This window comes from Nonomuraea sp. NPDC050556 (assembly GCF_044457355.1).
Classification (GTDB): domain Bacteria; phylum Actinomycetota; class Actinomycetes; order Streptosporangiales; family Streptosporangiaceae; genus Nonomuraea.
The window spans coordinates 184,302-204,993 of record NZ_JBITGU010000002.1; the positions used below are offsets into that span (position 1 = coordinate 184,302).

Below are 20,692 nucleotides of genomic sequence, written 5' to 3' on the forward strand. Positions count from 1 at the left end.
CACGACATGAAAACCAAGATCGCCGGGCTCCTGGCCACCGCGCTGCTCCTGACCGCCTGCTCCTCGGGCGAGCCGACCACGAGCGCCACCCCCTCGTACGTCGTCAAGATCGACGTGCACGGCTGGACCGGCTACGAGGCGGCAGCCGCCGTCGTGACGTACCTGCTGGAGCACGAGCTCGGCTACAAGGTGGAACGGCGTAAGACCACGGAGGACAAGTCCTGGCCGGACTTCGAGACCGGCAAGGTCGACGTCATCCTGGAGAACTGGGGCCATCCTGCCGAGAAAAAGGAATTCATCGAGAAGAAGAAGGTCGCCCTGTCGGCCGGTCTCCTCGGCAGCAAGGGGATCATTGGCTGGTACGTCCCCAAATGGATGACGCAGAAGTATCCGGGGATCACCAACTGGCGCAATCTGAACAAATACGCACACTTGTTCAGAACCAAGGAGTCAGGCGACAAGGGGCAACTGCTCGACGGCGACCCCAGTTACGTCACCAACGACGTCGCGCTGGTCAAGAACCTCAATCTCGACTTCAAGGTCGTCGTGGGCGGAAGCGAGGCCGCGCTGCTCAAGTCGGCCATCCAGGCGCAGGAACAGAAGCAGCCGCTGCTGTTCTACTTCTGGGACCCGCACTGGGCCTACAACAAGCTCGAACTCACCAGGATCACGCTGCCGCCGTACGCCATCGGCTGTGACGACGACGCGGCCAAGGTCGCCTGCGACTACCCGCCGTACCTCCTGGACAAGATCGTCAGCACGCGCTTCGCCAAGGATGGCGGCAAGGCCTACGAGCTGATCCGTAACTTCAACTGGACCAACGACCAGCAGAACGCCGTGGCGGCCGACATCGTCAACGGCAAGATGACCGCCGACGAGGCGGCCAAGAAGTGGATCGACGAGAACAAGATCGTGTGGAAGGACTGGATCCCGCGTTGAGCACTTGGGATTTTGTGATCGTGGGTGGGGGCTCGGCCGGTTGCGCGCTGGCCAACCGGCTGAGCGCCGACCCTTCGACGTCGGTGCTGGTACTCGAGGCCGGACGGCCCGACTACCTGTGGGACGTGTTCATCCACATGCCCGCCGCGCTGATGTTCCCCATCGGCAGCAAGTTCTACGACTGGAAGTACGAGTCGGAGCCCGAGCCGCACATGAACGGGCGGAAGATCTATCACGCCCGCGGCAAGGTGCTCGGCGGCTCCAGCAGCATCAACGGCATGATCTTCCAGCGCGGCAACCCGCTCGACTACGAGCGCTGGGCGGCCGACCCCGGGATGAAGCAGTGGGACTACGCGCACTGCCTGCCGTACTTCAAGCGCATGGAGAACTGCCTGGCCGATCCGGACTCGGAGTTCCGTGGTTCTGACGGGCCGCTCAAGCTGGAGCGCGGGCCGTCCAAGGGCCCGCTGTTCGACGCGTTCTTCAAGGCCGTGCAGGAGGCGGGCCACCCGCTGACCGACGACGTGAACGGCTTCCGCCAGGAGGGTTTCGCGGCCTTCGACCGCAACCTGCACCGAGGGCGCAGGCTCAGCGCCGCCAGGGCATACCTCCACCCGGTACGGCACCGCAAGAACCTCACCGTGCGCACCAGAGCCTTCGTGGAGAAGGTCGTCTTCGACGGCAAGAAGGCCGTCGGCGTGATCTGCGACGGCGAGCGCATCGACGCCCGGGAGATCATCCTCTGCGGCGGCGCGATCAACTCGCCGCAGATCCTGCAGCTGTCCGGCATCGGCTCGAGAGAACACCTGGAGCCGCTGGGCATCGAGGTCGTGCACGAGCTGCCAGGCGTCGGCGAGAACCTCCAGGACCACCTCGAGGTCTACGTGCAGCACGCCTGCCTGAAGCCGGTCTCGCAGCAGCCGTCCCTGCAGATGTGGCGCAGGCCCTTCATCGGGGCCAACTGGCTGTTCCTCCGCAAGGGGCCGGGGGCGACCAACCACTTCGAGGCGGGCGGGTTCATCCGCTCCAACGACGACGTGACCTACCCGAACCTGATGTTCCACTTCCTGCCGATCGCCGTGCGCTACGACGGCTCGGCTCCGGCGGGCGGACACGGCTACCAGGTCCACATCGGGCCCATGTACTCCGACGCCCGCGGCTCCGTGAAGATCAAGTCGGCCGACCCCCGCGAGAAGCCCGCGCTGACCTTCAACTACCTGTCCACCGACCAGGACAGGCGCGAGTGGGTCGAGGCGATCAGGCACGCACGCGCCATCCTCGCGCAGCCCGCGTGGGAGGGGCTCGACGGCGGCGAGATCTCCCCTGGCCCGTCGGTCGAGACCGACGAGGAGATCCTCGACTGGGTGCGCAAGGACGGCGAGACGGCGTTGCACCCGTCCTGCACGTGCCGGATGGGCGTGGACGAGATGGCGGTGCTCGACCCGGAGACGATGCGGGTGCACGGGGTGGAGGGGCTGCGCGTGGTGGACGCCTCGGCCATGCCGTACGTCACCAACGGCAACATCTACGCGCCGGTCATGATGCTCGCGGAGAAGGCGGCCGACCTCATCCTCGGCACGTCGCTCCCCGCCGACCCCGTGGAGTTCTACCGGTCCAAGCGCTGATAGGCGCGCACCGACAGGGTGAAGAAGACCGCGGTGAGCGCCACCGGCCAGACCACCGCCATCAGGACGGCGTGCTGGGCCACCCACGAGTCGCCGCCCCAGCCGGGGTTGCCGAACAGCTCCCTGGCAGCGGCGACCGTGGACGACAGCGGGTTCCACTCGGCGATCGCGCCCAGCCACCCCGGCATCGTGTCCGGCGCCACGAAGGCGTTGGACAGGAACCCGACGGGGAACTCCAGCGTCTGCACCGCCACGACCGCGCCCGGGTCCTTGACCGCCAGCCCGAGGTAGATCCCCGCCCAGAGCAGGGCGAAGCGCAGCAGGAGCAGCACTCCCACAGCGCCGAGCGCCCCGCCGACCCCGCCGGTCGGTCGCCAACCGACCGCGAGCCCGCACCCCAGCATCACCGCGAGCAGCACGGCCGAGAACAGCATGTCGGCGATGCTGCGCCCGATCAGCACCCCGGACTGAGCCATCGGCATCGAGCGGAACCGGTCGGTGACCCCCTTGGACGCGTCGGTGCTGACGGCCACCATGGTCGCGCCGAGCCCGAAGAGCATCGTCATGCCGAACATGCCCGGCATGAGGAAGTCGAAGTAGCCCGCACCGGGCGGCACGGCGACCGCGCCGCCGAACAGGTAGCCGAACGCCAGCGTGATCATGACGGGGAAGACCAGGCCGAACACCACGGTGGCCGGTTGCGCCACCCAGTGCAGCAGGTCCCGCCGCGCCACGGTCCATCCGTCGGTCAACGCGTGCACGCTCATGCGGCCTCCTTCTCGGTGAGGCGCAGGAAGACCTCGTCGAGGGTGGGCCTGCGCAGCCCGATGTCCTCCACGTCGATCCCGGCGGCGGCCAGCGCGGAGACGGCCCCGGTCAGGGCCGCCACCCGGTCGCCGACCGGGGCGCTGATCCGCCTGCTGTCCTGGTCGACGGAGGGCGCGCCGATGATCGACGCCGCCTCGGCCACCCGGTCCTGGTCGTGGACGACGACGTCGAGCCGGTCGCCGCCGAAACGCGACTTGAGCTCCCCGGGGGTGCCCTCGGCGACCACCCGCCCGGCGTCGATCACCGAGATCCGGTCGGCGAGCTGGTCGGCCTCCTCCAGATACTGCGTGGTCAGCAGCACCGTGGTGCCGCCCGCCACGAGGGAGCGGACCGCCTTCCACACGTCGCTCCTGCCGCGCGGGTCGAGCCCGGTGGTCGGCTCGTCGAGGAACAGCACGGGCGGGGAGAGGATCAGGCTCGCGGCGAGGTCGAGCCTGCGCCGCATGCCGCCCGAGTAGTCCTTGACCGGCTTGCCCCCGGTGTCCTCCAGGCCGAACCGCTCCAGCAGCTCGGCCGCCCTGGCGCGAGCCTGGCGCGCCGGCAGGTGGTAGAGGCGGCCGAACAGTTCGAGGTTCTGCCTGCCGCTGATGATCTCGTCGACCGCGGCGTGCTGGCCGACCAGGCCGATGCTCTGCCGTACCTGCCCGGCCTGGGTGACCACGTCGTATCCGGCCACCTGCGCGCGGCCGCTGTCCGGGCGCAGGAGCGTGGTGAGGATGCGGACCGCGGTCGTCTTGCCTGCGCCGTTCTGCCCGAGCAGGCCGCACACCGTGCCCTTGGCGACGTCCAGCTCGAAGCCGTGTACTCCGTACGCCTTGTGGAGGTTCTCGGCATGAATCATACGGTGTACCGTACAGCATACGGTTCGATCTGCCAACCGTACGGTGTACCGTACGGAAGGTGACCATCGAGTACACCGGCAAGGGCGATCCCGCGCGGAGCCTCGCGCTGCTCTGGCGGACCAGCGAGAAGCCCAGCCGCAAGGGCAAGCCCGACCTCAGCGTCAAGCGCATCGTGGGCGCGGCCATCGAGGTCGCCGACACCGAGGGCCTGGCCGCGCTGTCGATGCGCCGCGTCGCCGAGCGGCTCGGCGTGGGCACGATGTCGCTCTACACCTACGTCCCGGGCAAGCCGGAGCTGCTCGACGTCATGCTCGACACCGTGTACGGCGAGACCGGGCAGGGCGAGGAGGCGGGCGAGGGCTGGCGGGCCGCGCTGGCCGAGATCGCCCGCGACAACTGGGCCCTCTACCTGCGCCACCCGTGGCTGCTCCAGGTCGCCACCAGCCGCCCGGTGCTCGGCCCCAACGCGATCGCCAAGTACGAGCGCGAGCTGCGCGCCATCGACGGCATCGGCCTGACCGACGTCGAGATGGACTCGGTGCTGACGCTGATCACCGGGTTCGTCCACGGCACCGCGCGCGGCGCCGTGGAGTCCCGGCAGGCGGAGAGCGCGACCGGGCTGAGCGACGAGCAGTGGTGGGCGGCGCACGCGCCCTTCCTCGGCCTCATCGCCGACCCAGAGCGCTTCCCCGTGGCGGCCCGCGTCGGCCAGACCGCGGGCCAGGAGCACGGCGCCGCCTACGCTCCCGAGCACGCCTTCGAGTTCGGGCTGCAGCGCGTCCTCGACGGCATCGAGATGCTCGTCGCCGGACGGCTCACAGCTCCTTGAGCTGGCCGGAGTCGACCACGAACTCCGCGCCCGTGGTGCTGCCCGAGCGCGGCGAGGCGAGCAGCGCGACCATGTCGGCGATCTCCTGCGGCTCGACGAACCGCGGGATGCTCAGGTTGAGCATCTGCGGCACCATCTCGTCCATGACGACGTCGCGGGCCACGCCCGCCTGAGCGGCGAACTGGTCAGCCACGCCGCCCTCGTCCAGCCACCACGCCGTACGGACCACGCCGGGCGAGACGGTGTTGACCCTGATGCCCTGCGGCCCGTACTCGGCCGACAGCACCTTGGTCAGGTTGTTCATCGCCGCCTTCGCCGTCCCGTAGTCGGCGGTCATCGGCGTCGGCTGGCGCGCGTTGCCCGACGACACGTTGACGATCGAACCGGCCCCGCGAGCCAGCATGTGCGGGATCGCGGCCCTGATGGCGCGCACGGCGGAGAACAGGTTGAACTCGTACATCAGCCGCCACTCCTCGTCGGTGGCGTCCATGAACGACGAGCGCGGCAGCGAGACGCCGGGCGGCGGGCCACCGGCGTTGTTGACCAGCACGTCCAGCCCCCCGAACTCGGCCACAGCGCGCTCAATCGCCTGGCCGGGAGCCTCCGGGTCCATCAGGTCGACGGCCACGTGCACGGCGCCTTCAAGACCGGGGGCGAACTTGCGCGAGACGGCCACCACATGAGCGCCCTCGGCCAGCAGGGTGCGGGTGATCGAGAGGCCGATGCCCTTGGAGGCACCGGTGACGACAGCTACTTTTCCGTTCAGGTTCAGATCCATAACCATGAACGTAGTCGCAGGTCAGGGAGGTGGACTGGCGGTCATCGGACCTGTCTTTCCGCCTCCTCGTGCGGGGTGACGCGCCGCCGTACGGCCAGCCCGAAGAGCACCACCAGCACCCCGCACGCACCGGAAAGGGCGAACGGCGCGGCCGGTCGCCACAGGTCGTAGAGCCAGCCACCCACCCCGGAGACGATGAAGATCCCGACCGCCCCGCACAGGAGCTGCACGCCGAACGACGAGCCCCGGTACCGCGCCGGCACCTGCTGGGCGAGCAGCGGTCCAGCCGTCGTGATGACGCCGATCTCGCCGAGCCCGATGAACGCGGCGACCAGCATCATGCCCGGCCCGAGCGGGTCGCTGACCAGCAACGTCGACAGGTAGGCCGCCGCCGCGACCGCCTGGGCCAGGATGACGACGTTCTCCCGCCGCATCCGGTCGCCGAGCCAGCCGAACAGCGGCGCGCCGACCACGATCACGGTGTAGGCGATGCCGACGATGGCCCCGCTCTTGGCCAGCGCCTCGGTGGCGGACATCCCGCGCACCGCCTTGGCGTAGTCGACGATCCACAGCGACAGGAAGCTCGCCACGAGCGCCAGGTCGGCCCTGGCCACGAAGGACGCGGCGTAGGACAGCGCCACGCCCGGGTCGCGGGCCAGCCGCACCCCCTCGGCGATCAGCTGCGGCAGCGGGGTGCGCGGCGTCTCGTCGACCCCCCAGCTCGGCGACAGCGTGAACCGCAGCGCCAGCGCGCCGAGCAGCACCAGGGCGGCCACGACGAGGAACCCGGCGCGGGCGGCGGCCGTCGGGTCCATGCCGCCCTTCTCCAGCATGTTGGGCAGCCTGACGAGCACCAGCACGGCGATCATCGCGCCGACGCCGCTGAACAGGCCCAGCCAGCCGTACGCCTTGCCGCGGGCCGGGTCGCGCACGTAGTCGGCGGTGATGGCGGACATCGTGACGTGCAGCGCCGCGATGCCGAGCGCGAACACCACGCGCAGCGCGATGAGGACGACCGTGTTGCCGGCGAACGGATAGAGCGCGGCGCCCACCGCGCAGAGCACCAGCCCGGCGACCGCGATGGGCCGCCTGCCGATGCGGTCGGCGAGCGCGCCGTACCACAGGAGGCTGAGGATCAGCGCGACCTCGGCGGCGATCTGCAGGGTGCCCGTGGTCCTGCCGAGCTCGTCCGAGGACAGCCCGAGGACCTCGCTCAGGATGTACGGCTGGCCGGCGGGAAGAAAGGTGATCACCGCGGTACCCAGGAACCCGAGCCCCATACAGGCCCAGAGGTTGGTCTTGCTGATGCCGGGTGCCGCGTGGAGACCTAACATGCCTGCGATCATCGCAACACAAGCTATAGATCGTCTAGGTTTGCCCCATGACCTCCGAGCGAGTGCCTCCGGGTATCAGCGCCTCTGTGCCCAATGTGGCGCGAATGTACGACTATTACCTGGGCGGCAAGGACAATTTCGAGGTGGACAGGCAGGCGGCGGAACGCGTCCTGTCCCTCATCCCCGAGGTCCGGGGCGACGCCAGGAACAGCAGGGCCTTCCTGCAGCGCGCCGTGCGCCACCTCAGGACCCTCGGCGTGGACCAGTTCCTCGACATCGGCTCCGGCCTGCCGACCGCGGGTCACGTGCACGAGGTCATCGAGGGCTCGAAGGTCGTCTACGTCGACAACGACACCGTCGTGCTGACCCACTCCCGCGCGCTGCTCGGCCACTCCCCCGACGTCACCGTCCTGGAGGGCGACCTGCGCGAACCGGAGAAGGTCGTCGCGCAGGCGGCCGAGGTGCTCGACCTGACCAGGCCGGTGGCCCTGCTGGTCGTGTCGCTGCTGCACTTCATCACCGACCTGGAGGACCCTGCGGGCCTCATCGGCCGCTACCGCGACCTCCTGGCGCCCGGCAGCTACCTCGTGGTGACCCACGTGGCGCCGGACACGATGCCGGAGAAGGCGGACGCGGTCAGCGCCGTGTACCAGCGCGCCACCTCACCGTTCATCCCGCGCCGCAGGGCGGTGTTCGAGCGGTTCCTCGACGGGTTCGAGCTGGAGGAGCCGGGGATCGTCAACACCCGCGAGTGGCGTCCCGACGCGACGACCGACGAGTCACGCATCGAGGGCGACTACCACCTGTGCGCGGTCGGCCGCTCGGGTCAGCGCGTCCAGTAGGCCGGGGAAGGCCTCGTCCATCTCGGCCCTGCGCAGGGAGTTCATCCGCGAGGTGCCCACGTAGTGCTGCCTGATGAGGCCCGCCTCGCGCAGCACGTTGAAGTGGTGGGTGGCGGTGGACTTGCTGACCGGGAGGTCGAAGCCGCCGCAGGCGATGTCCTGGCCCGAGGCGTCGAGCTGGTTGACGATGCTCCGCCGTACGGGGTCGACGAGGGCCTCCAGGACACGCTGGAGGTCGAAGTGGTCCGGGTGAGCCGGCGTGCGTCCCATGGACCAAGAGTACGACACTCATCGAAGTTTGACAGCCATCGTACTTCTTCGCCACAGTGGACCACATGACGAAGACTGTGCGGTTCCACGAGCTCGGCGGCCCTGAGGTGATGGTTCTGGAGGACCTGGAGGTCGGCGAGCCGGGACCAGGCGAGCTGCGCATCCGGGTGGAGGCGATCGGGGTCAACCGGGCCGAGGCGCTCTTCCGCAGCGGCACCTACATCGAGGAGGTCAGGAGTTTCCCCGCCAAGCTGGGCACCGAGGCCTCAGGGGTGGTCGAGGCCGTCGGTCCGGGCGTGACCGGGTTCGCGCCGGGCCAGGCGGTGAGCACCGTGCCCGCCTTCTCGCAGAACGACTACGGCGTCTACGCGGAGCGGGCGATCGTCCCCGCGGCCGCCGTGCTGCACCGGCCGGACGGGGTGGACGCGGTGTCCGGCGCCGCGGTGTGGATGCCCTACCTGACCGCGTACGGCGCGCTGGTGGAGGTGGGCGGGATGCGCGCGGGCGACACGGTGGCGCTGACCGCCGCGTCCAGCAGCGTCGGCCTGGCCGGGATCCACACGGTCGCGCGCGCCGGCGCCACGCCGATCGCGATCACCCGCACGGCGGCGAAGAAGGAGCAGCTCCTCAAGGAGGGCGCGGCCGAGGTGATCGTCTCCGACGAGGAGGACGTGCCGTCCAGGCTGCTCGACCTGACCGGCGGCCGGGGCGTCGAGCACGTCTTCGACGCGGTCGCCGGGCCTGGGGTGACCGGGCTGGCGCGGGCCGTGGCCCCCGGCGGCACCCTGTTCCTGTACGGCGCGCTGAGCGGGCAGCCGACCCCGTATCCGGGGTTCGACCTGGGCATGCCCGCCCTGAACCTGCGCACCTACACCGTGCTGGAGACCACCAGGGACCCGGAGCGGCTGCGCAGGGCAGCGGCCTACGTGGCCTCTGGCCTGCGCGCCGGAGCGTTCCGGCCCGTGGTGGACCGGGTGTTTCCCCTGGAGGAGATCGTGCGCGCCCACCACCACATGGCGTCGGGCACGCAGATCGGCAAGATCGTGGTCACCGCCGGCTAGGCCGGCGCCCCGTAGGTGGCGCGGATGCGGACGACGTGCTCCACCAGCGCGATCAGCGTCGCCTTGACCGAGTCCCTGTTGCGCGCGTCGGTCCGCACGATCGGCACGTGCGCGGGGAGCGCCAGCGCCTCCCGCACCTCGTCCTCCGAGTGCGGGAACTGGCCGTCCCACCCGTTGACGCCCACGACGAAGGGCAGCTTGGCCTCTTCGAAGTAGTCGATCGCCGGGAAGCTGTCGGCCAGGCGGCGCGTGTCGAGCAGCACGACGGCGCCGATGGCGCCGCGCACGAGGTCGTCCCACATGAACCAGAACCGGTGCTGTCCGGGCGTGCCGAACAGGTAGAGGATCAGGTCACGGTCGAGCGAGAGCCGGCCGAAGTCCATGGCCACGGTCGTCGTCTGCTTGTTCGGCGTGAGGCCGAGGTCGTCGATGCCGGCCGAGGCATCGGTCATGACGGCTTCCGTGGTGAGCGGGAGGATCTCGGACACGGCACCCACGAACGTCGTCTTGCCGACGCCGAAGCCACCCGCGACGACGATCTTCGTCGACGTCAAGCCGGGGCTAGAGCCTGCGAAGTCCACTGAGCACCCTTTCGAGCATGTTGAGGTCTGGCTGTCCCTGCTTGAGCTGCGGCTGGTGCAGGCGGACAAGTCCTTCGTCGGACATGTCCGCTACGAGCACGCGCGCCACGCCCAGCGGGACCCGCAGAAGGGCCGAGATCTCGGCAACCGACCGGAAGGTACGGCAGAGCTGCATGATGGCTTCCTGCTCGGGGGTGAGCAGGGCCAGCTCGTCGTCAGGGATCGACATCGAGGAGACCAGCGTCTCCAGCGCCAGGTGGTAGCGCGGTTCCGATCGGCCACCTGTGACAGCGTACGGGCGGAACAGGGGCTCGTCGTCCCCTTCACCGCCGTACACGGTCAACGCCCATCGCTAGCATCACCGGGTCCTGGCAGCCTGAAGTTCGGCGCGGAGCGCAGGAGTGAGTGCCTGACCTGCCCGGTCGACGAGCAGCGTCATCTGGTAGGCCACGAGCCCCATGTCGCAGTCGGGCGCGGCGAGCACGGTGAGCACCGAGCCGTCGCTGATCGCCATGACCAGGAGCAGGCCGCGCTGCATCTCGACGACGGTCTGCGTCACAGCGCCGCCCTCGAACACGCGGGACGCGCCCACGGTCAGCGAGAGCAGTCCGGCGGACACGGCGGCGAGCTGGTCGGCACGGTCCGGCGGGAAGCCCTCGGAACTGGCCAGGCAGAGGCCGTCGGCCGAGACGCATACCGCATGGGCCACACCGGGGGTGTTCCTGACGAAGTCAGTGATCAACCAGTCAAACCTATGGGCCTCATGGCTCATGGTCGTCACGCTGCCTCCTCCGTCGGTCGCGTGACGACTATGTCGGCGCGCCCATTGGCTCGCTCGCTGCGCTCACTCACGCTTTGTCCTCCTGTTCACGTACTTCCGCACGTCCGCGGCGCACGCCTTGCTGGTAACTGGCCAGCCGGTTGCGTACCCGTTCCGCCGAAAGGGGCGGTGCCGGGGGTGGCGGCGTTGCCGCCTGCTGGGCCGGCTGGGTGGCCGTCCCAGGCACCAGGTTCGCCTTGGGGGTGCGCTTGGGCAGCCCCGCCGAGGTGATTCCACCCAGGCTGGGGTCCTTCGCGGCATCCGCTGCACGCCAGCCCGCATCGGCCGCCGTGCCCCAGATGTCCTCCCCTGAGGGTACGGCCTGCGCCTCGGGCATGACGTACTTGGGCGGCTCCTCGCCCGTAGCCGCGGGCGGCGGCTCGGCGGCGAGCTTGGCCTCCTGCGGCCGGCGGAACCACGCCGACTCCACCGAGGCGAAGATCGGGAGGAACTCCTCCTGCTCCGGTTCCATCGGCGAGACGTTCACCGACGGCGGCGGCTGCTCGGTGATGGGCGGGCGGCGGAACTGGCCGCTGCCGAAGGAGTCGAACGAGCCCGTGTTGTACGGCGGAGCCGCCGGGGGCGCCGGTGTGGGCGCTGCGAACGTCTCGCGCCTGGGCAGCGGCTTCCGCTCCTGCGACGGCCAGTCCTGCGCCTGGCGGTCCTGCGACGGCCAGTCCTGGCCGGGCATGGACTGCTGCGGCCCGGCCTGCTGGGGTCTCGCCTGCTGGGGCCTCGCCTGCGGGTCGAGCGACGGGAACGACGGGTAGGACCCGGTGTCCGTCGGCCCGACCGGCTCCGAGGTGTAGCCGCCGCCGGTGTCCGCGCTGAACGCGCCGAGCCCCTGCCTGACCGGCCCGGAGTCGGCGCCGAACCCGGCGGAGTCGTAGGTGTCGAAGCTGCCGAACGAGCTGAACTGCCCGTTCTGCGCCGGTGCGCCGAAGGCGGGAGCCGTACCGCCACCGAAGGCGGGACGCTGGGCGACGGGCTGCGGCTGCGTGCCGTCCGGCAGCAGCGCCGGGGGCAGCAGGACCATGGCGATCAGGCCAGCGCCGTCGCCGCGGCGGAGTTGCACGCGGATGCCGTGGCGCAGCGCCAGGCGGCCGACCACGAACAGGCCCATGCGGCGGGAGACCGACACGTCGACGACGGGCGGCTCAGCCAGGCGCCTGTTGGCCTCGCCGAGCTCCTCCTCGGTCATCGAGATGCCGGAGTCGCTGACGGACAGCAGAGCCCCGCCACCTTCGATGACGCTGCTGGAGACGGTGACCTGGCTGTTCTTGGGCGAGAACTGGATGGCGTTCTCGACCAGCTCGGCGACCAGGTGGACGAGGTCGTTGGCCGCGCTGCCGACCACGGAGGTGGCGCGGTGCACCTTGACCTGCACCCGCTCGTACTCCTCGACCTCCGACAGCGCGGCGCGCACGACGTCGACGAGCTTGGCGGGCTGGCTGCGGCGGCGGGTGGGCTCGTGCCCGGCGAGGACCAGGAGGTTCTCGGAGTTGCGCCGCATGCGGGTGGCCAGGTGGTCGAGCTTGAACAGGTCGGACAGCCGTCCGCCGTCCTGCTCGCCCTTCTCCAGACCGTCGATCAGCGAGATCTGCCGCTCGACCAGGGTCTGGGTGCGGCGGGAGAGGTTGACGAACATCGAGCTGATGTTGCTGCGGAGCTCGGCTTCCTCACCGGCGAGCCGTACGGCCTGGCGGTGGACCTCGTCGAAGGCCTGCGCCACTTCACCGATCTCGTCCTTGCCCTGGACCGCGATCGGCTGGATGTCGGGCGCCGTCGCGTCGCCTGAGACGCGCAGCTTGCGCACCACGTCGGGCAGGCGGGAACCGGCGATGTCGAGCGCCTCGGTGCGCAAGCGGCGCAGCGGGGTGACCATCGAGCGGGCGACGGCCACGGTGAAGAGCAACACCAGCAGGAGCAGCGCGAGGATGGTGACACCCGCGACGATCGCGGCCCGCACCTCGGCGTCGCGCAGGTCGCCGGTCCTCTTGAGGACCGCGGCCGACACCTCGTCCTCGACCTTGCGCATGAGGTCGACGGCCTTGGAGTTGTCGTTGAACCACTGGGTGTTGTCCGGCAGCAGGTTCTGGCGGAACGACAGGCCCGCGCCCTGCTTCTTGTCGCCGGCGAGGACGACCGCGCGCTCCTTGGTGAGCGCGGCGCGGTAGTACTCGGTGACGTACAGGGTCGTGTGCAGCTTCCCGGCGAACACGCCGCCGGCCTCGGCGCCGAAGGCGTCCTGCTCGTCCTGCTGCCTGGCGCGGGAGGCGATGAAGTCGGCGACCTGCTGGGCGTTGACGTCGTCCTCGTAGGCGGCCTGCAGCAGCTGGACGCGCTGCTTGGAGACCTCCTCCTTGGCCTTGGCCAGGCGGCTGAGCCCGCGCATCTCGCCCAGGATCTGCGGGTCCTGGTTGATGAGGCTGAGCTCCTCGTGCAGGCGCAGCAACGACTCGATGAGCGGGTCGTACTTGTCGGGGTTGCCCCGCTCGCCGCGGTAGTCGGCGAGGTGCGGCATGGAGCTGGCGGCGAGCTTGACCTGGTCGACGACGCGCTGGCCGTACGACTCGTCCATCGTGGTCATGTCGCTCTTGACCGTCTTCATCAGCACGTCGACGGCGCTCTTGCTCTGGTCGACGTTCTTCTTCAGCTTGGCCTTCGACTTGCCGCTGAGCAGGTCGTACCAGCCGGTCGTGTCACGCTCCAGACCCAACGCCTGCAGCAGGCTCCTGATGTGCGCCGCCTGCTCTGTGGCGACGGCGGAGCGGTCGTAGGCGCCGACGCTGTCGACCGAGGCGACGACGCGCGCACCGGCGAGGCCGACGCCCGCCACCGTGGGCACGAGAATCAGCGCCGTGAGGCGCCATCTGACGCGCCAATTACGCAAGCCGAATCTTGGCAGCGACCGCTTCCCGCGGTCCCGCCTTGCGGCTCGGCCGCCGTCGGAATTCCCCGTAGTCACCGCTGCTCGTAACCCCTCATTCATCCCGTATGAAACGGGTCGTAAGACGTCCACAAGGTATCCGCAGCAACTCGCGTACCAGGCAAAACGGGCGCAATCGTTACAAATGTGACCGCAGTTGGTTATCGCAGCGCTGCAAGCACTTGATCGCGAACTTGGGCTCGCTGCGCGCCGTCGCTGAGGGGGCGTCCGGCGCGGTCTACCACATAGAAGACGTCGACCGCCTCCGCGCCGAGAGTCTCTACGCGAGCGGCTCTCACGTCAAGCCCACATTCACCAAATGCTCTACCAATTCGCCACAATAGCCCCGGGCGGTCGTGCGCGCGTACTTCGATCACCGTGGCCGTCGCCGATGCGTCGTCGACCAGCGTCACCCGGGGCGGCGCGACCGGCACCTTCGACGCCCGCATCGACCGCGTACGGCGGGCAAGCCGCTGCTCGATGTCGAGCCTTCCGGCCAGGACGAGGCGCAGATCCGCCTCCAGGGTCGCCGGATCGGGCGGCGTGCCGTACTCGGGGACGACGGAGAACTCGATCACCGCGGTCGCCCCGGCGGCTGCCGACGAGGCGGAGCGGACGACGAGGCGGTGCGCCGACAGCACCCCTGCCGCGCTCCACAGCAGTCCGGGCCGGTCGGGCGCGACGACGGTCACGCTGGCCCCGTTGACGCGTACAGCCCCGCCCCCGTGCCTGGCCAGCGCCGTGTGCGCGGGCGACAGGCTCGGCGCGTGCGGCGGCGGAGCGCCGGACAGCACCGAGCGGACGCGGCGCACGAGGTCGGCGACGAGCCCGGCCTTCCAGGCGTTCCACGCGGCAGGACCGGTGGCGTTGCCGTCGGCCGAGGCTAGCGCTGCCAGCAGTTCGAGCACCTGGCGCGAGCCGACAGCGCCGGCCACCTTCTCGATCGTGACCGGGTCGTCCAGGTCGCGCCTGGTGGCGGTCTCGGGCAGCAGCAGGTGGTGGCGCACCGCGGTGGCCAGCACCTCGACGTCGGGCGGCGACAGCCCGATGCGCGCGCCGATGTCGCGCACGACGACCTCGCCGGTCGCCGAGTGGTCGCCGGGCCAGCCCTTGCCCACGTCGTGGAAGAGCGCGGCGATGAGCAGCAGATCCGGCCTCGATACCTCCCGGGTGTATGCGGCCGCGTTCGCCGCGGTCTCGATGAGGTGCCGGTCGACGGTGAAGCGGTGGATGGGGTTGCGTTGCGGCCGGTGCCGCACCCGCTCCCAGTCGGGGATGAGCTTGACGAGCAGTCCCGCCTGGTCGAGCTCCTCCCACACGGGCACGGCGGCGCGCCCGGCGCCCAGCAGCGCCACCAGCGCGTCGCGGGCGTCGTCCGGCCACGGGACCGGCATCGGCGGCGACTGCGCGGCCAGCACCGACACCGTCGCGGGCGCCAGCGGCAGCCCGGCCTCTGCGGCGGCAGCGGCGGCGCGCAGGACGAGCACCGGATCGTTGCGCGGGTTCACCCCGCGGGCCAGCACCACCTCGCCGCCGTGCTCGACGACGCCGTCGGCCAGCGGGCGCCGCCCGCGCGGCACCGGGCCTGACAGGAGCCTGTCAACCGTGCGCCAGGTGGCGTCGAACGCGTGCGAGATCGTCCGGCCCGCCTCGGCCAGGAGGCGCATGAGCGCGTCCGCGTCGAGCAGGCCGAGCAGCCCCGCCACCGCGTCCTGCTCCTGCAGCACCAGCCGGTCGGTGCCGCGCGCCGTCACCACGTGCAGTGCGTGCCGTACGTCGAGGATGAGCTCGTAGGCCTCGCGGACCCGCGGGCCCGGCGCCGAGGCCACCCACGCGGCGGCCACCGCCTGCATGGCCTGCACGTCACGCAGGCCGCCGCGGCCGTCCTTGAGGTCGGGTTCGAGGAGGAAGGCGAGCTCCCCGCTGGTCTCCAGCCGGGCGTCCGCCGCCTCGCGGAGCTCGACCAGGCGGCGCCGGGAATCGGCGCGCCACTCGGCCAGCACCGCCTCCCTGGCGCGCTTGGTCAGCTCGGGATCGCCCGCCACGTGCCTGGCCTGGATGAGACCGAGCACCGCCTTGAGGTCCTCGCGGGCGACCTTGACAGCCTCGTCAACCGTGCGCACGGAGTGGTCGAGCCCGACGCCGGAATCCCAGATCGGATACCAGATGCGGTCGGCCACCCTGGCGATGTCCTCGCGGCCCTCGTGCAGCAGGACGAGGTCCAGATCGCTGCCCGGGGCCAGCTCGCCGCGGCCGAGGCTGCCGACCGCGACGAGGGCCACACCTTCTCCTCCCGCGCTCGCCGTACGCAGGAGGTCTTTCAACCATCGGTCGTTCTCCGCGGTCCGTTCCTTGCGAACCGCGGAGTACGAGCGCACCTCAGACCTCACAGGGCTTCTGGACCGCGCTCTCCGGTGCGTACCCGGATCACGGTGTCGACGGGGACGGACCAGACCTTGCCGTCGCCGATCTTGCCGGTCTGGGCGGCCTTCACGATGACGTCGATCACGTCCTCCGCGTCGTCCTCCTCGGTCAGCACCTCCAGCCTGACCTTGGGGACGAGGTCCACCTGGTACTCGGCGCCGCGGTACACCTCGGTGTGGCCGCGCTGCCTGCCGTACCCGCTGGCCTCGCTCACTGTCATGCCCTTGATGCCGAACTGCTCCAGCGCGGCCTTCACGTCGTCGAGCTTGAAGGGCTTGATGACCGCTGTGATGAGTCTCATGCGTCCACCTTCTTGGCCGCGGCCACCGGACCGTTGGGAGAGACCATGCCTGAGGCGTGGACGCTGCCGAGGTCGTAGCCGGTCTCTGCGTGTGCGGTGATGTCGATGCCGGTGACCTCGGCCTCTTCGGCGATCCTGAAGCCCATCGTCTTGTCGATGATCTTCCCGATGATCCACGACATCACGAAGGAGTATCCGCCCACCGCGATCGGGCCGAGCACCTGCAGCCCGAGCTGGGAGAGCTGGCCGCCCTCGAGCAGGATGCCCTTGTTCTGGCCGGGCAGGAACGGGTAGGCGGCGACGAAGCCCAGGGAGACGGCGCCGATGACGCCGCCGACCAGGTGCACGCCGACCACGTCGAGGGAGTCGTCGAAGCCGAGCCTGTACTTGATGCCCACGGCGTACGCGCAGCCGACACCGGCCAGCAGGCCGATGACCACGGCCGCCCAGGGGTCGACGAAGCCGCAGGCGGGGGTGATGGCGACCAGGCCGGCGACCGCGCCGGAAGCGACGCCGAGCGTGGTGGCGTGGCCGTCGCGCAGCTTCTCCACCAGCATCCAGGCGCCGGCCGCGACGGCGGTGGCGATCTGGGTGTTCATGAACGCCAGGCCCGCCGTCTGGTCGGCGGCGAGCTCGGAGCCCGCGTTGAAGCCGAACCAGCCGAACCACAGCAGGCCGGTGCCGAGCAGGACGAGCGTCAGGTTGTGCGGGCGCATGGGCTCCTTGCGCCAGCCCTTGCGCTTGCCCAGCACGAGCGCCAGGGCCAGGGCCGCGGCTCCCGCGTTGATGTGGACGACCGTGCCTCCGGCGAAGTCCTCGATGCCGAGCTGGCCCAGCCAGCCGCCGCCCCACACCCAGTGCGCCACGGGGAAGTAGACCACGGTGGCCCAGACGAGGGAGAACAGCACCCAGGCGCCGAACTTGGCGCGGTCGGCGATCGCGCCGCTGATCAGCGCGACGGTGATGACGGCGAAGGTCAGCTGGAAGGCGGAGAAGACCATGAGGGGGAAGTTGTCGGCCGACGCGGCGACCTTGTCGACGCCGTTGCCCTCGACGATGAGGTTCTCGTAGACGGCGTTGACGACGCCGCTGAGGCCCACGTAGTCGAGCCCGCCGACGATCTTGTTGACGATGCCGGTGCCGTCGCCGGCGGTGTCGAACGCGAGGGAGTAGCCGTAGAACACCCAGGCGACGGTCACGACGATGATGCTGACGAACGACATCATCATCATGTTCAGGACGCTCTTGGCCCTGGTCATGCCCCCGTAGAAGAACGCGAGGCCCGGAGTCATCAGCAGCACCAGGGCGGTGCATACGAGCATCCAGGCGGTAGTGCCGCTGTCGATCATCGAAGCGACCCTCCTTTTAGTGGCGTGTGGCCCGTTGGTACGTGTGGCAGTGATCGCCTCCAGGACTCCGTTGACCGGGCTGCGCACTGACGCTGGTTGGAAGCGTGTTCTTCTGCCGTTTCAGCGCTCGACCGGGTGTGTTTCACATTCGTGAATCTCGCCGGGTGGGTGTTTCGTGCTTGTTTCGGCCAGCTCACTTCGGACCTTTGGCTCATATGGGGCCTATAGTTAGGTTTGCCTTACCTATTCGACGAAGGATCCTGGATGCGCCCGGCTCTCGCCTTTCTCCTGTTGTTCGCCCTCACCGCGTGCGGTTCTTCCGGCACTCCAGCCGCAGACGGGCCGACGCGGACCGTCAAGCACGCCATGGGCGAGACCAAGGTGCCCGAGGCGCCCAAGCGGGTGGTCGTCCTCGACACCGACAAGCTGGACACGATGGTGTCGCTGGGGCTGGCCCCGGTGGGCGCGGCGCAGGCGGGCGAGAACCAGAAGTGGCCCGCGTACCTGGGCTCGTCGCTGTCGGCCACCAAGCCGGTCGGCACCCTCCAGTCGCTCAACCTCGAGGCGATCATGGCGCTGAAGCCCGACCTGATCCTCGGCTCCAAGTTCCGCCAGGCCGCCTTCTACGACAAGCTCTCCCGGATCGCGCCGACGGTGTTCACGGAGAAGGTCGGGGTCACGTGGAAGGAGAACTTCCTGCTGGACGCCGAGGCGCTGGGCAAGAAGGACCAGGCGGCCTCCCTGCTCTCCGCCTACACCACCCGGGCGTCGTCGTTCGGGGCGAAGTTCGGGAAGCTGAAGGTGAGCATCGTGCGCTTCATGCCGACGGAGATCCGGATGTACGGCCCGCAGTCGTTCAGCGGCATCGTGGTCGGGGACGCGGGGATCGGGCGGCCGGAGGTGCAGATGCTGGCGGCGCAGGAGGACAAGCGGTTCGGGAAGCTGTCCCAGGAGAACATCGCCCAGGCGGACGGCGACGCCTTGTTCTACTCGGCGTACGGCGCGGCGGCGGCGGAGTCCCAGGCGACGATCACCGGCGGCCCGCTGTGGAAGAACCTCGGCGCGGTGAAGTCAGGCAACGCCCACAACGTGGACGACGAGGTCTGGATGACCGGCATCGGCGTCACGGCCGCCGGGAAGATCCTCGACGACCTGGACACCAAGCTGACCTCACTGACCAAGGGCTAGAGGAGCACGGGGTCGCCTGGGCGGATGGTTCCGGGGTTCTGTACCCGCGCGTAGACACCGGCGCAAGCGCGCTTGCCGAGGTCGAGAACCTGCACGAGGTTGTGTTTGGCGACCATGCGCAACGCGTCGGTGTCACGGGGGAGGTCGCCGTGGGCCAGGGTCGGGACCGAGCACCGTGGGCTGGGCACGATGACCTCGATGACCAGGTCTTCCCCGATGTGCAACGTCCCGCCCACCCAGGCGTTCTCCACGAAGCCCTCTTCAGGGGTGCGGATCACCAGGTTCGGGCGGTAACGCACGACCTCCACACCCACACTCTCCACGGTGGACGTCGTGATCACGTGCAGCGGCGCGAAGTCGAAGAACGTCCCAGGCGCCGCGGCCCCGATCCGGCTGATCGTCATCCCGACCTCCGCCGCGATCCCCTTCTCCAGCACCTCCTCAGGCACCGACCGCTCCAGCTCCGCCCCCTCCGGCGGCACGTCGGCCAGCCGTACCTCCCGCCCGAACATCCGCGACAGGGCAGCGTCGTCCGGCGGCGCCGTACCGTCGAGCGTCAGCAACCCCGCCCACAGCCGAGGGTTCTTCGCGCTGGCGACCTTGCCCGTCGCCACGTCGATCACGGCCCTGGCCCGGTCGCCCGCCACCCCGCGCTCGCCCACGTCCGCGACCGCGAGCTCCTCCCCCAGGAGAGATTTGACCGGATACCGATAGAGCGCGTCGATCGTCCCCACTTGCCTCACGGGGTGATCGTAGCCCGGCCGCGCCGGGTCTTGAGCTTGCTCCTGTTCCCGCACCGGTCCATCGAGCACCACCTGCGCGCCCCCGGCCTGGACGTGTCGTAGAAGATCAGCGCGCACCGGTCACCGGCGCACATCCGCACCCGGTCCAGCCGCGACCCGCCGAACAGGTCGATCCCGTCCCGCGCCACCGCGGACAGATACTGCGTGGCCGTCACCGGCGACGCCCACCCCCGCCGCAGCTCCGCCCCCAGCACCGGCACCACCGTCGGCGCAGCCGCGAAGGCGTTGAGCACCTCCACCGCCGCCCCGGGGAGGGCTTCGCCAGCGACCGCAGCCTCGGCGAGCGTCTGTACGGCGGAGCGCAGCCGTTTGGCCGCCTCGAGGTCACCCTCCTCGACCGCGACGGGCTCCGTCACCCCGAGGCTCGACCGGCCGATCCACGCCGCCAGGTCGGCCGGCTGGTGCAATTGCTCCCACGGATCCACCGCCCCGCTGAGCAGGAACTCCAGCGAGAACGCCCCGGCGTCGAACCGGAACGTCGGGGTCAGCGCGATTGCGCCGGTCGTCAACATACGCCTAGGGTAACCTGACACCGGTTAAACCGGTGTCAGACGAACAGGAGAAATCATGGACGAGATCATCGAGCTGACCGAGCAGGCCTGGGCCGCCAACAGGAACGGCGACGCCGCCTTCTACGACCGCCTCCTCACCGAGGAAGTGATCAGCGTCTCCCCCTGGGGCGTCATGACCGACCGGGCGGCGATCCTGCGCATGTTCGAGGCCAACGAGAACCCCTACACCCGCACCGAGCAGTCCGGCCACCACGTGCTGCGGCTGACCGACGACGCCGTCCTGCACACCAGCACGGTCGAGATCGACTCCCCCAGGGGCGGCACGATGCGCGTGCTCGCGACGACGTCGTTCGTCCGCAGGGACGGCGCGTGGAAGGCATCCCTTTTCCAGATCACACCCGTGCAGTAACGGAGGTTACGGTCCTCCTAAATCGCGG

The 20,692-nt window shown here is 69.9% G+C and carries 21 protein-coding genes; 7 read left to right on the forward strand and 14 right to left on the reverse strand.

Annotated elements, in window-relative coordinates; all coding sequences use genetic code 11:
- Positions 1 to 6: 6 nt before the first annotated feature.
- A complete protein-coding gene (locus ACIBG8_RS18935; protein ID WP_397344126.1) occupies positions 7 to 939 on the forward strand; it encodes an ABC transporter substrate-binding protein in 933 nt (310 codons plus the stop codon).
- The gene (gene betA, locus ACIBG8_RS18940; RefSeq protein ID WP_397344127.1) at positions 915 to 2,564 is read left to right on the forward strand and encodes a choline dehydrogenase; all 1,650 of its coding nucleotides are present in this window, start codon (positions 915 to 917) and stop codon (positions 2,562 to 2,564) included. Before ACIBG8_RS18935 ends, betA begins: the two co-directional genes overlap by 25 nt.
- Here betA and ACIBG8_RS18945 read toward each other — a convergent pair.
- Together ACIBG8_RS18945 and ACIBG8_RS18950 are read right to left on the reverse strand one after the other, a co-directional pair.
- Positions 2,546 to 3,331 (reverse strand): ABC transporter permease, encoded by a 786-nt coding sequence (locus tag ACIBG8_RS18945; protein WP_397344128.1) that lies wholly within the window; start codon positions 3,329 to 3,331, stop codon positions 2,546 to 2,548. The genes betA and ACIBG8_RS18945 overlap by 19 nt on opposite strands.
- Positions 3,328 to 4,233 carry an ATP-binding cassette domain-containing protein gene (locus tag ACIBG8_RS18950; protein ID WP_397344129.1) on the reverse strand — a complete coding sequence of 302 codons (906 nt, stop codon included), beginning with the start codon at positions 4,231 to 4,233 and terminating at the stop codon, positions 3,328 to 3,330. Before ACIBG8_RS18950 ends, ACIBG8_RS18945 begins: the two co-directional genes overlap by 4 nt.
- Before the next feature lie 59 nt (positions 4,234 to 4,292).
- Here ACIBG8_RS18950 and ACIBG8_RS18955 point away from each other — a divergent pair, with 59 nt between their 5' ends.
- On the forward strand, positions 4,293 to 5,063 hold the full coding sequence (locus ACIBG8_RS18955) for a TetR/AcrR family transcriptional regulator (protein ID WP_397344130.1): 771 nt from the start codon (positions 4,293 to 4,295) through the stop codon (positions 5,061 to 5,063).
- Here ACIBG8_RS18955 and ACIBG8_RS18960 read toward each other — a convergent pair.
- Both ACIBG8_RS18960 and ACIBG8_RS18965 read right to left on the reverse strand, forming a co-directional pair.
- Complete coding sequence (locus ACIBG8_RS18960) at positions 5,050 to 5,841, reverse strand: SDR family NAD(P)-dependent oxidoreductase (protein WP_397344131.1); 792 nt, start codon at positions 5,839 to 5,841, stop codon at positions 5,050 to 5,052. The two genes, ACIBG8_RS18955 and ACIBG8_RS18960, sit on opposite strands and share 14 nt — an antisense overlap.
- 41 nt (positions 5,842 to 5,882) lie before the next feature.
- On the reverse strand, positions 5,883 to 7,175 hold the full coding sequence (locus tag ACIBG8_RS18965) for an MFS transporter (protein WP_397344132.1): 1,293 nt from the start codon (positions 7,173 to 7,175) through the stop codon (positions 5,883 to 5,885).
- A 104-nt stretch (positions 7,176 to 7,279) separates the two neighbouring features.
- On the opposite strand from ACIBG8_RS18965, the gene ACIBG8_RS18970 reads away from it, so the two are divergent.
- Positions 7,280 to 8,017 (forward strand): SAM-dependent methyltransferase, encoded by a 738-nt coding sequence (locus ACIBG8_RS18970; protein ID WP_397344133.1) that lies wholly within the window; start codon positions 7,280 to 7,282, stop codon positions 8,015 to 8,017.
- On the opposite strand, the gene ACIBG8_RS18975 is transcribed toward ACIBG8_RS18970, so the two are convergent.
- Positions 7,955 to 8,287, reverse strand: coding sequence for an ArsR/SmtB family transcription factor (locus ACIBG8_RS18975; protein WP_397344134.1), 333 nt, complete (start codon positions 8,285 to 8,287; stop codon positions 7,955 to 7,957). The genes ACIBG8_RS18970 and ACIBG8_RS18975 overlap by 63 nt on opposite strands.
- A 65-nt stretch (positions 8,288 to 8,352) precedes the next feature.
- Here ACIBG8_RS18975 and ACIBG8_RS18980 point away from each other — a divergent pair, with 65 nt between their 5' ends.
- Positions 8,353 to 9,348 (forward strand): zinc-dependent alcohol dehydrogenase family protein, encoded by a 996-nt coding sequence (locus tag ACIBG8_RS18980; RefSeq protein WP_397344135.1) that lies wholly within the window; start codon positions 8,353 to 8,355, stop codon positions 9,346 to 9,348.
- On the opposite strand, the gene ACIBG8_RS18985 is transcribed toward ACIBG8_RS18980, so the two are convergent.
- The 7 genes from ACIBG8_RS18985 to ACIBG8_RS19015 all read right to left on the reverse strand — a co-directional run bounded on the left by ACIBG8_RS18985 (position 9,345) and on the right by ACIBG8_RS19015 (position 17,752).
- Positions 9,345 to 9,929, reverse strand: coding sequence for a GTP-binding protein (locus tag ACIBG8_RS18985; protein WP_397344137.1), 585 nt, complete (start codon positions 9,927 to 9,929; stop codon positions 9,345 to 9,347). The genes ACIBG8_RS18980 and ACIBG8_RS18985 overlap by 4 nt on opposite strands.
- Positions 9,910 to 10,272 carry a DUF742 domain-containing protein gene (locus ACIBG8_RS18990; protein WP_397344138.1) on the reverse strand — a complete coding sequence of 121 codons (363 nt, stop codon included), beginning with the start codon at positions 10,270 to 10,272 and terminating at the stop codon, positions 9,910 to 9,912. The genes ACIBG8_RS18985 and ACIBG8_RS18990 overlap by 20 nt, the downstream gene beginning before the upstream one ends.
- 15 nt (positions 10,273 to 10,287) lie before the next feature.
- Complete coding sequence (locus ACIBG8_RS18995; protein ID WP_397346142.1) at positions 10,288 to 10,701, reverse strand: roadblock/LC7 domain-containing protein; 414 nt, start codon at positions 10,699 to 10,701, stop codon at positions 10,288 to 10,290.
- 76 nt (positions 10,702 to 10,777) lie between these two features.
- Positions 10,778 to 13,642 (reverse strand): nitrate- and nitrite sensing domain-containing protein, encoded by a 2,865-nt coding sequence (locus tag ACIBG8_RS19000; RefSeq protein WP_397344139.1) that lies wholly within the window; start codon positions 13,640 to 13,642, stop codon positions 10,778 to 10,780.
- Between the two features lie 197 nt (positions 13,643 to 13,839).
- On the reverse strand, positions 13,840 to 16,068 hold the full coding sequence (locus ACIBG8_RS19005; RefSeq protein WP_397344140.1) for a [protein-PII] uridylyltransferase: 2,229 nt from the start codon (positions 16,066 to 16,068) through the stop codon (positions 13,840 to 13,842).
- Positions 16,065 to 16,403, reverse strand: coding sequence for a P-II family nitrogen regulator (locus ACIBG8_RS19010; RefSeq protein WP_397344141.1), 339 nt, complete (start codon positions 16,401 to 16,403; stop codon positions 16,065 to 16,067). Before ACIBG8_RS19010 ends, ACIBG8_RS19005 begins: the two co-directional genes overlap by 4 nt.
- Positions 16,400 to 17,752 carry an ammonium transporter gene (locus tag ACIBG8_RS19015; RefSeq protein WP_397344142.1) on the reverse strand — a complete coding sequence of 451 codons (1,353 nt, stop codon included), beginning with the start codon at positions 17,750 to 17,752 and terminating at the stop codon, positions 16,400 to 16,402. Before ACIBG8_RS19015 ends, ACIBG8_RS19010 begins: the two co-directional genes overlap by 4 nt.
- A 264-nt stretch (positions 17,753 to 18,016) precedes the next feature.
- Here ACIBG8_RS19015 and ACIBG8_RS19020 point away from each other — a divergent pair, with 264 nt between their 5' ends.
- Positions 18,017 to 18,940, forward strand: a complete 924-nt coding sequence (locus ACIBG8_RS19020; RefSeq protein WP_397344143.1) for an ABC transporter substrate-binding protein — start codon at positions 18,017 to 18,019, stop codon at positions 18,938 to 18,940.
- Here ACIBG8_RS19020 and ACIBG8_RS19025 read toward each other — a convergent pair.
- Positions 18,937 to 19,683 (reverse strand): MOSC domain-containing protein, encoded by a 747-nt coding sequence (locus ACIBG8_RS19025; protein ID WP_397344144.1) that lies wholly within the window; start codon positions 19,681 to 19,683, stop codon positions 18,937 to 18,939. The genes ACIBG8_RS19020 and ACIBG8_RS19025 overlap by 4 nt on opposite strands.
- The gene (locus tag ACIBG8_RS19030; RefSeq protein WP_397344145.1) at positions 19,680 to 20,255 is read right to left on the reverse strand and encodes a CGNR zinc finger domain-containing protein; all 576 of its coding nucleotides are present in this window, start codon (positions 20,253 to 20,255) and stop codon (positions 19,680 to 19,682) included. Before ACIBG8_RS19030 ends, ACIBG8_RS19025 begins: the two co-directional genes overlap by 4 nt.
- A 55-nt stretch (positions 20,256 to 20,310) precedes the next feature.
- On the opposite strand from ACIBG8_RS19030, the gene ACIBG8_RS19035 reads away from it, so the two are divergent.
- Positions 20,311 to 20,664, forward strand: a complete 354-nt coding sequence (locus ACIBG8_RS19035; protein ID WP_397344146.1) for a nuclear transport factor 2 family protein — start codon at positions 20,311 to 20,313, stop codon at positions 20,662 to 20,664.
- The last annotated feature ends 28 nt before the right edge of the window (positions 20,665 to 20,692 follow it).

Excerpts from the sequence above, each read along its gene's own strand:
- ACIBG8_RS18935 (WP_397344126.1), top strand. The coding sequence starts at position 7 with ATGAAAACCAAGATCGCCGGGCTCCTGGCCACCGCGCTGCTCCTGACC.
- ACIBG8_RS18945 (WP_397344128.1), bottom strand. The coding sequence starts at position 3,331 with ATGAGCGTGCACGCGTTGACCGACGGATGGACCGTGGCGCGGCGGGAC.
- ACIBG8_RS18950 (WP_397344129.1), bottom strand. The coding sequence starts at position 4,233 with ATGATTCATGCCGAGAACCTCCACAAGGCGTACGGAGTACACGGCTTC.
- ACIBG8_RS18960 (WP_397344131.1), bottom strand. The coding sequence starts at position 5,841 with ATGGATCTGAACCTGAACGGAAAAGTAGCTGTCGTCACCGGTGCCTCC.
- ACIBG8_RS18965 (WP_397344132.1), bottom strand. The coding sequence starts at position 7,175 with ATGTTAGGTCTCCACGCGGCACCCGGCATCAGCAAGACCAACCTCTGG.
- ACIBG8_RS18970 (WP_397344133.1), top strand. The coding sequence starts at position 7,280 with ATGTACGACTATTACCTGGGCGGCAAGGACAATTTCGAGGTGGACAGG.
- ACIBG8_RS18975 (WP_397344134.1), bottom strand. The coding sequence starts at position 8,287 with ATGGGACGCACGCCGGCTCACCCGGACCACTTCGACCTCCAGCGTGTC.
- ACIBG8_RS18980 (WP_397344135.1), top strand. The coding sequence starts at position 8,353 with ATGACGAAGACTGTGCGGTTCCACGAGCTCGGCGGCCCTGAGGTGATG.
- ACIBG8_RS18995 (WP_397346142.1), bottom strand. The coding sequence starts at position 10,701 with ATGAGCCATGAGGCCCATAGGTTTGACTGGTTGATCACTGACTTCGTC.
- ACIBG8_RS19010 (WP_397344141.1), bottom strand. The coding sequence starts at position 16,403 with ATGAGACTCATCACAGCGGTCATCAAGCCCTTCAAGCTCGACGACGTG.
- ACIBG8_RS19015 (WP_397344142.1), bottom strand. The coding sequence starts at position 17,752 with ATGATCGACAGCGGCACTACCGCCTGGATGCTCGTATGCACCGCCCTG.
- ACIBG8_RS19020 (WP_397344143.1), top strand. The coding sequence starts at position 18,017 with ATGCGCCCGGCTCTCGCCTTTCTCCTGTTGTTCGCCCTCACCGCGTGC.
- ACIBG8_RS19030 (WP_397344145.1), bottom strand. The coding sequence starts at position 20,255 with ATGTTGACGACCGGCGCAATCGCGCTGACCCCGACGTTCCGGTTCGAC.
- ACIBG8_RS19035 (WP_397344146.1), top strand. The coding sequence starts at position 20,311 with ATGGACGAGATCATCGAGCTGACCGAGCAGGCCTGGGCCGCCAACAGG.